The sequence below is a fragment of the Xanthobacter autotrophicus genome, from assembly GCF_030015065.1.
GTDB classification, from domain to species: domain Bacteria; phylum Pseudomonadota; class Alphaproteobacteria; order Rhizobiales; family Xanthobacteraceae; genus Xanthobacter; species Xanthobacter autotrophicus_D.
This window is the reverse complement of sequence record NZ_JAIVFN010000153.1, coordinates 1-8,010: the sequence shown is the minus strand read 5'-3', so window position 1 is coordinate 8,010 and position 8,010 is coordinate 1. Positions and strand designations below refer to the sequence as shown.

At 68.9% G+C, this 8,010-nt stretch carries 9 protein-coding genes; 2 read left to right on the top strand and 7 right to left on the bottom strand.

Features of this window, described 5'->3' with window-relative positions; all coding sequences use genetic code 11:
• Positions 1-53: 53 nt before the first annotated feature.
• The 7 genes from K9U40_RS20690 to K9U40_RS20660 form a co-directional block, all read right to left on the bottom strand.
• Positions 54-884, bottom strand: coding sequence for an ABC transporter ATP-binding protein (locus tag K9U40_RS20690; RefSeq protein WP_282892007.1), 831 nt, complete (start codon positions 882-884; stop codon positions 54-56).
• Positions 885-894: 10 nt separating this feature from the next.
• Positions 895-1,926, bottom strand: a complete 1,032-nt coding sequence (locus tag K9U40_RS20685) for an ABC transporter substrate-binding protein (protein WP_282892006.1) — start codon at positions 1,924-1,926, stop codon at positions 895-897.
• Between the two features lie 17 nt (positions 1,927-1,943).
• Positions 1,944-3,116: an FMNH2-dependent alkanesulfonate monooxygenase gene (gene ssuD, locus K9U40_RS20680; RefSeq protein WP_282892005.1), complete on the bottom strand. Its 1,173-nt coding sequence runs from the start codon at positions 3,114-3,116 to the stop codon at positions 1,944-1,946.
• Between the two features lie 113 nt (positions 3,117-3,229).
• A complete protein-coding gene (locus tag K9U40_RS20675) occupies positions 3,230-3,688 on the bottom strand; it encodes a tetratricopeptide repeat protein (RefSeq protein ID WP_282892004.1) in 459 nt (152 codons plus the stop codon).
• 14 nt (positions 3,689-3,702) lie between these two features.
• Complete coding sequence (locus tag K9U40_RS20670; RefSeq protein WP_282892003.1) at positions 3,703-4,485, bottom strand: ABC transporter ATP-binding protein; 783 nt, start codon at positions 4,483-4,485, stop codon at positions 3,703-3,705.
• 24 nt (positions 4,486-4,509) lie between these two features.
• The gene (locus K9U40_RS20665; protein ID WP_282892002.1) at positions 4,510-5,361 is read right to left on the bottom strand and encodes an ABC transporter permease; all 852 of its coding nucleotides are present in this window, start codon (positions 5,359-5,361) and stop codon (positions 4,510-4,512) included.
• 71 nt (positions 5,362-5,432) lie between these two features.
• Entirely contained in the window at positions 5,433-6,515 is a 1,083-nt protein-coding gene (locus K9U40_RS20660) for an ABC transporter substrate-binding protein (RefSeq protein WP_282892001.1), read from the bottom strand.
• A gap of 211 nt (positions 6,516-6,726) precedes the next feature.
• Here K9U40_RS20660 and K9U40_RS20655 point away from each other — a divergent pair, with 211 nt between their 5' ends.
• On the top strand, positions 6,727-7,584 hold the full coding sequence (locus K9U40_RS20655; RefSeq protein WP_282892000.1) for a transporter substrate-binding domain-containing protein: 858 nt from the start codon (positions 6,727-6,729) through the stop codon (positions 7,582-7,584).
• Positions 7,581-8,010: cytochrome c peroxidase (locus K9U40_RS20650; protein WP_282891999.1), on the top strand; the 430-nt coding region annotated here is incomplete at its 3' end. The genes K9U40_RS20655 and K9U40_RS20650, both read left to right, overlap by 4 nt.

Sequence of the window (8,010 nt, the reverse complement as noted above, 5' to 3'; positions counted from 1 at the left end):
GGCCCACGCCGACAAGGCCCGCATCGACAAGGCCTGCGTCGGACAGGGTTGTGTCAGACATGGAGGGCTCCGTCGGCGAAGATGAGATTGTGGACATCGCGCACCACCGCCTCGAAGGCCGGCGTGCCGCGCGCCGCAATGCCGAGGGCGGCCGTGTCGAAGGTGGCGAGGGTGCGCCCCGGATGGGCGGCGAGCAGGTGCAGCCGCGTGCCGATGAGCACCGCCTCGTCGATGGCATGGGTGACGAAGACCAGGGTGAAGCCCTGTTCCTCGGCCAGCGCCAAAAGGTCGTCCTGCAGGGTGCGGCGGGTGAGGGCGTCGAGCGCGGCGAACGGCTCGTCCATCAGCAGCACGTCGGGATCGGTGGCGAGCGCGCGGGCGATGGCGGCGCGCTGCTTCATGCCGCCCGACAGCGTGTGCGGATAGGCATCCAGCGCGCGGGCAAGGCCCACCTTCACCAGCGCCGCCTCGGCGCGGGCGCGGGCCTCCTTCAGCGGCATCCTGCGGGCGACGCGCAGGGGGAAGGCCACGTTGTCGCGCACGGTCTTCCAGGGCAGGAGCTGGTCGAACTCCTGGAACACCACGATGCGGTCCGGCCCCGGCCCGGTGATGGCCCTGCCGCGGATCTCCACCGTTCCCGCGGCCGGTTTCAGGAAGCCTGCCAGCGCCTTGAGGATGGAGGACTTGCCGCAGCCGGACGGCCCCAGCAGCACCAGCCGCTCGCCCGCCGCGACGGAGAAGCTCACGTCCTCCACCGCCCGGTGCCGGCCCTTGGCGCCGGCATAGTCGAGGGTGAGGCCGCGCGCCGCGAGCACGGGGAGTGCCGCGCCCGGCGTTGGGGCGGGCAGGGGGCGAGCGACAAGGCGGGCGGGAACGGCGGTCATGATCGTCCCCTCAGCTGCCGGATGCCGAATGCAGCTCTTCAAAGGTGAAGTCCTTCCAGCTGGTGGGCTTGGCCTTGATGGCACCGATCCGGTTCATGAAATCCGCGAACTTGATGGTCCCGAGGGGCACCAGCGTGTAGGTCACCTCGGGATCGGACAGGACTTCCGCGATGAAGGCGGGATCGAGCCTGGACTGCTCCACCTTCACATAGATCTCGGCCGCCTCCTTCTTGTTCTCGGCCACCCATCTGGTGGCCTCGGCGAAGGCGTCCTGGAAGGCCTTGTAGGTCTTCGGATTCTCTTGCCGGAACTTCACCGTGGTGTAGGCCACGGTGGGCGTCGCCGGGCCGCCGAGGATGTCGTAGGAGGAGAACACCTTGTGGACCTTGGGGTCCTTCAGCGCCTGGTTCTGGAACGGCGGGTTGGAGAGATGGGTGGTGATCTCGGTGCCGCCGGCGATCAGCGCGGCGGTGGCGTCGGGATGGGGCAGGGTGACCATCAGCGGGTCGAGCTTCTTGGCGTTACCGGGGCCGAAGGCCTGCTCCGCCGCCATCTGCAGGATGCGCGCCTGCACCGAGACGCCCGCCGCCGGCGTCGCGATCCTGTCCTTCTCGGTGAAGTCCTTGATGGTCTTCACGTTCGGGTTGTTGGTGAGGAGGAAGTTCGGCTGCGCCCCGAAGGCGCCGACGATCTTCACCTCCTGCGCCGTGCCGCGGGTCTTGTCCCACAAGGTGAGGAACGGCCCGATGCCGGCGGAGGCGATGTCGATGTTGCCGGAGAGCAGGGCGTCGTTCACCGCCGCCCCGCCGGAGAGGCGCGTCCACTCCACCTTGATGTCGATGCCCAGCGCCTTGCCGTGCTTCTCGATAAGGCCCTTCTCGCGCAGCACGTGGAACGGCGTGTAGAGGGTGCCGAACTGCTGGGCGATGCGCAGCACGCCTTCCGCGCGGGCCGGCACCGCGGCGAGGGCGGCGGACAGCACGACGCCGGCCGCGGCGAGGCGGGCGAAGGCGCGGCGGGTGAACTTGGGACGGGTGGTCATCTGCATCTCCTCGGGGCTCAGGACACGGCGGCGCGACGCCGCTCCGCGAGGTGGGAGCCCACGGCGAACTCATTGACGATATTGTCGGAAACCTTGCGGCGACGGCCGTCGATGCCAAGCTCGGGGAATAAGAGCTCGGCGACGCGATAAGCCTCTTCCAGGTGCGGATAGCCCGAGCCGATGAAGGTCTCGATGCCGATCTCCTGATATTCGCGGATGCGGGCGGCGACGCTTTTCGGATCGCCCACCAGCGCCGTGCCGGCCCCGCGCCGCACCAGGCCGATGCCGGCCCACAGGTTCGGCGCGATTTCCAGCTTGTTGCGGTCGCCGGGCTGGAGCGCGGCCATGCGTGCCTGGCCCACCGAATCCATCTCCACCTTGAAGCGCTTCTGCGCGCTTTCGATCTGCTCGTCGGAGACCTGGGAGATCAGCCTGTCGGCGGCGGCCCAGGCCTCGGCCTCGGTCTCGCGCACGATGAAATGGATGCGCAGGCCGAATTTCAGCTTGCGCCCGCGTTTGGCGGCCCGCGCCTGAACGTCGGCGAGCTTGTCTTTCAGGACATGGGGCGGCTCGCCCCAGGAGAGGTAGACGCTGGTGTGCTCGGCGGCCACCTCGTGGCCGGCTTCCGAGGAGCCGCCGAACCACAGGGGCGGATGGGGCTGCTGCACCACCGGGAAGTCGAGCCGGCCGTGCTCCACCCGATAATATTTGCCGGTGTGGTCCACGGTCTTCCCGGCCACCAGGTCACGCCAGATCTTCAGGAATTCGTCGGCCTGGGCGTAGCGGGCGTCATGGTCGAGGAAGATGCCGTCGGCGGCGAGTTCCGCCGGATGGCCGCCCACCACCACGTTGAGCAGCAGCCGCCCGTCGCTGAGCCGGTCGAGCGCCGCCGCCTGCCGCGCGGCGAAGGCCGGGGTGGTGACGCCGGGACGCAGCGCCACCAGGAATTTCAGCCGCTCGGTGGCGGTGGCAAGGCCGGCGGCGGTGATCCAGCTGTCCTCGCAGCTCTGGCCGGTGGGTAGCAGCACGCCCTTGAAGCCGAGCCGCTCCACCGCCTGCGCCACCTCGCGGAAATAGGCGAATTCCGGCGGGCGCTGCCGCGTCTCCGAGCCGAGATAGGCGCCGTCGCCATGGGTGGGGATGAACCAGAAGAGGTCCGGGCTCTGCGCGGCGGACGCGGGGTGACTCATGGGAAGCTCCGTCATTTCCCTGAAAATGACGGGCTATTATGCATAATGTCAATAGAACTTGTTAAATTATGTATCGGTCGTGCCGTCGCGGCCGTTTGCAGACGCGCGGGCGTTCAGGATGCGGGGGTTCTGCCGGCCGCGCGCAGGGCGTCGCGCAGCTTGTCGGCCTCCTCGCAGCCCTTCGGGTGGCAGAGCAGGCGGATCAGCTCGAGGTTCTTCTCGGCCTTCCTGAAATCGCCGATCGCGATGAAGAGTTCGCCCTGGTATTCGAGCGCGGGGCGATGGGCGGGATCATAGAACAGGGCTTCCTTGTACCAGCGCGCCGCCTCGCCGTAGCGCTTCAGGTTGCGGTTGGCGAAGGCAATGAGATTGTAGAGATCGGCATGGCGCACCGTGGCCGTCAGCGGCATCAGCAGCGCCAGCGCCCGCTCATAGTCGCCGGCATAGATGGCCGCCCGGCTTGCCGAGAGGTCAGGCAGCTCGGTGGAAGGCGCGGTGTCCATGGCGGCGGCCGGCAGGGCCGCCAGCAGCATGGCGGCGAAGGCGGCGCCCCGAAGGGCGGCGCCCCGCATGCGAGCGGCGCCCCTCACGCCGCGTCCCGCCGCGCGCCGCCATCCTCGCCCATGGCGGCGAGGATGCGCCGCTTGAGCGCGACGAAGCCGGCATCCGCCCGGTCGCGTGGAAAGGGCAGGTCGATGGTGAGGTTCTCCACCACGCGGCCGGGATTGGCGCTCATCACCACCACCCGGTGGCTGAGGAACACCGCCTCCTCCACGTCGTGGGTGACGAGGATCATGGTGGTGCCCTCGGTCTCCCAGATGCGCTGGATCTCCGCCTGCAGGTGCACGCGGGTGAGGGCGTCGAGCGCGCCGAGGGGCTCGTCCAGCAAGAGGATTTCCGGTCGGCTGGCAAGGCCGCGGGCGATGGCGCCGCGCTGGGCCATGCCGCCGGACAATTCGTGGGGATAGGCCTTCTGGAAGCCGGAGAGGCCGACGAGGGCGATATGCTCGGCCACCGCCTCGGCCTTCTCCTTCTGGCTCCAGCCGGAGTTTTCGAGGCTGAGGCCGATATTCTGCTCCAGCGTCAGCCACGGCAGCAGGCGATGGTCCTGGAACACGATGCCCCGCGTGAGCGAGGTGCCGGTGATGCGGCGGCCATTGAGCAGGATGTCGCCGCGATAGTCCTCATCAAGCCCCACCACGAGGCGCAGCAGGGTGGATTTCCCACAGCCGCTCGGCCCCACGATGGTGACGAAGGCGCCGGGTTCCACGTCGAAGCTCACATGGGACAGCACGTTGACGAGGGGCCGGCCGGGCAGGGCATAGGTCTTCGACACGTTGCGGAATTCAAGATGTCCGGGGGTCGCCATGGTCTGGCTCCTGAAGTTCTGGGGTCAGCCGTCGTAGCCCTGCTTCCACTTCAGCACCCGTTTCTGGGCGATATACATGGAGCGGTCGATGGCGAAGCCCACGAGGCCGATGATGACCATGCAGACGAGCAATTGGTCGGTGAGCAGCAGCCCCTGGGCGCGGAAGATGAGGAAGCCGAGGCCCTCGAGGCCGGAGAGGCCTTCCGCCACCACCACCAGCGCCCAGGCGAGGCCCGCCGCATAGCGCAGCGAGACCATGATGGAGGGCATGGCGGCGGGCACGATCACCTTGCGCACCAGCTGCCAGCGGGTGAGGGTGAGCACCTTGGCCAGCTCGATATAGTTCTTCTCCACGTTGCGGATGCCCTGCAACGTATTCAGGAACACCGGGAAGAACACCGACTTGGCGATGACCAGCACCTTCGCCGGCGCGCCGATGCCCAGCCACAGCACGATCAGCGGCAGCCAGGCGATGCCGGGAATATGGCGGATGGTGTCGAAGGTGGGCCCGAAGAACTGCTCCACCTGGCGCGAGAGCCCCGCCGCGATGCCGAGGATGATCGCCGCAACCGAGCCGTAGAGGAAGGCCTGCCCCACGATCTTGATGGAGGCGAGGAAATCGAAGGCCAGGTGCTGCTTGGTCAGCATCTTCCAGAAGGCGGTCACCACGGTGACCGGCGCCGGCAGGAAGACCGGGTCGATCCACTTGTTCGCCGCCGCGGTCTGCCATAGCACCAGGATGGCGAAGGGCAGGATGAAGCCGATGAGATTGGGCCGCCCCGCGCCGAAGAGACCGCCGAGAAGCCGCGGCGCCGGGCGATCGACCGTGCCGGCCTCGACCGCCGCGGATTCGATGGTGTCCGATGTATTGGCCATGTGCTGTGCGTCCGGGTCGCGGAAGAGAGCTTGGAAAAATGGACGCCGGGAGTTGTCCCGGCGCCGTTTCGTCAGTTGTAGATGGAGTATTGGCCACCCACGAAGAAGCGTCCGTCGATGAAGGCGTCGATCTGCGCACTGGTCAGGCCGCGCTCGGCGAGGATGTCGTCGCCGTTCTCCACGTACCAGGCCTGGAAGGTCTTGATGGCGGTGCGGGCACGCTCGGCATTGGGCTCGCCGGCCATGAACTCCCATTCGCCCGCATGGGTGATCTGGAATTTCGCCACCTCCAGCGGCACGCGGGTCTTGTCGGCGACGATCTCCGCCGCCTCGTCCACGTGGTCGGAGGTCCATTCGCGGGTGCGCTCGCGGGCGGCGAGGAAGGCTTTGACCACCTGCGGATACTTGTTCACGAAATCGCGGCGGGCGAAGTAGGTGACGCGGCCGGCATTGTTCACATAGACGCCGTCGTCGGGCGAGCGGCCCACCACTTTGAGCTTGCCGGAGAGCCACGCGCCGGTGAAGGCGCCGGCGGCCAGATGCGCCGTGGTGGCGTCCGTCGCGCCCGAGAGTACGGAGGAGATGGCCACCGCCGCATTGTCGATGGAGGTGTAGCGGATGCGCCCGGGCTTGTCGCGGGAATCGAAGGGCAGGCCGGCCTTGGTGGTGACCTCGAAGGGCGAGGACCAGTAGCAGGAGATGCGGCTCGACCCGAACTTCTTGCCGTCGAGGTCGGCCACCGAATTGATCTTGTCGTTGTCGGCGCGGGCGAGGATGGGCGCGCGGTAGCGGTTGGAGGGCTCGGACGCCCAGATGATGACGCCGTCGAGGCCGTTGGCCCGGTGCACGGTGGCCGGATAGATCATGCGCTGGGCGATGGCGATGGCCCCGCCGTTCACCGCCGCCGCCTCGGCGCCGAGCAGGTCGGCCGCGCCGGAGGCGATGAGGTTCACCTTGGTGGTGCCGATCCTGTCGAAGGCGTCTTTGAAGAAGCCCTTCTCCTGCGCGATCACGGTCCAGGGCGTGAGCTGGAGATTGATGGAGGGCAGCACCTCCTCGGCCCGCGCGGGGCTGAGGGCGGGCGCCGCGAGGGCGAGGGCCAGAGCGAGGACGCCGGGCCGGAGGGCGCGGGCAGCGGAAGGCCGCTGGGGCATGGGTGTCTCCCGTGGATGAAATGAGGCGGGCAGGCCATGAATGGCTTGCAATATTCATATAATCGACAGATTTTATAGAAAATAGCAACAGGCCTTTCAAGCCCTCATCAGCCCCTTCGGCCGCTTGGCGGCGAGGGCGGCGGACGGGCCGGGAAGGCGGGCCACAACATATTCTAATGCTTGCCGAATTCCGTATCAGGTGCTCGCGCTCATGTCCGTGACCTTATGCCCGCGCCGTTCCGCTGTCCGTCTGGTGGCGGGCGTCCTCGTGCTGGTTTCCCTGCTGGCCGCCGCCCTCGGCGCAACCGCTTTCGGCGTCGTCTCGGCGGGGGCGCGCGGCCCGGCGCCGGACTTTTCCGGGCGGCCGCTGCGGGTGGGTGTGGCCTGGCTGCCGCCGCCCGACACGCCCGACATGCGGCTCTACATGGAGGAGGGCTTCGAACTCGATCTTGCGGCCGCGCTCGCCCGTGCGCTCTCCGCCGATCTCAGCCTCGTGCGCGTCGCTCCCGAGGCCGCCGCGCACGTGCTGAAGGCGGGCGAGGTGGACCTGGTGCTGACCCGCGCCAGCACAGAGGATCCCCTGCGCCGCCACGCCCGGGTGGTGGAGACGGGCTTCTCCTCCGGCCTCAGCCTCGCCATGCGCTCGGACCGGCCGCTGGCGGGATGGAGCGCGCTTCAGGGCCGCACCGTCTGCGTGACCGAGGCCAACGCGCAGGGCCTCGCCCTTGCCGTGCGGCTGGGAGCGCAGGTGCGGGTGCTGCGCGCCCCGGCGCAGGCGCTGATGTCGGTGCGCACCGGCGAATGCGACGCCGCCTTGCATGACCGGGCGCTGCTCGATCCGCTGTTCGGCAAGATGTCGTGGCAGAAATTCTCGGCGACCCTGCCGCCCATGGATCCCACGGATCTGGTGGTCGCCGTGGCGCCGGATGCGGCGGGCCTCGCCGAGGCGGTCGAAGGCGTGCTGCGCCCGCTGGCGACGCCGCAGACATGGCAGGCGCGGCGCGAGAAATGGGCCTCCACCGTGTCGTTCGAGGTTTATCGCGATCAGGTGGCGGCGGATTGCCATTGAGGCGCCGCCTGACACGGGCGCTGCTCCTCGCGGCCCTCGCCGGCACCGGTCCGGCCGGGGCGCAGGAGCGCATGTCGCAGGTGGGGCCGGCGATGGGGCCTGCCGCCTCCGCCGCGAATCCCGCTGCCGATTCGCGTGGCGCGGACCCGTCGGCGACTGACCGGCCAAGCTCCGGCCTGCCAGCCACCGACTTGCGCGCCGCCTATGCCGGTCCGCCCCACACCTGGCCGGCGCCGTGGATTGATCCCGGCGTCGCCTTCGTGGAACTCGTCGCCGCGCCGCCGCCGTCGCCGCGCTCCGAAGCGGCGGTCCTGGGTGGCCGGCTGTTCCGCGACCGGATGCTCTCGGCGGACGGCACCGTCGCCTGCGCCTCCTGCCATGATCCCGCCCACGGCTTCAGCGTGCCCGAGCGGGTGGGGCGGGGCA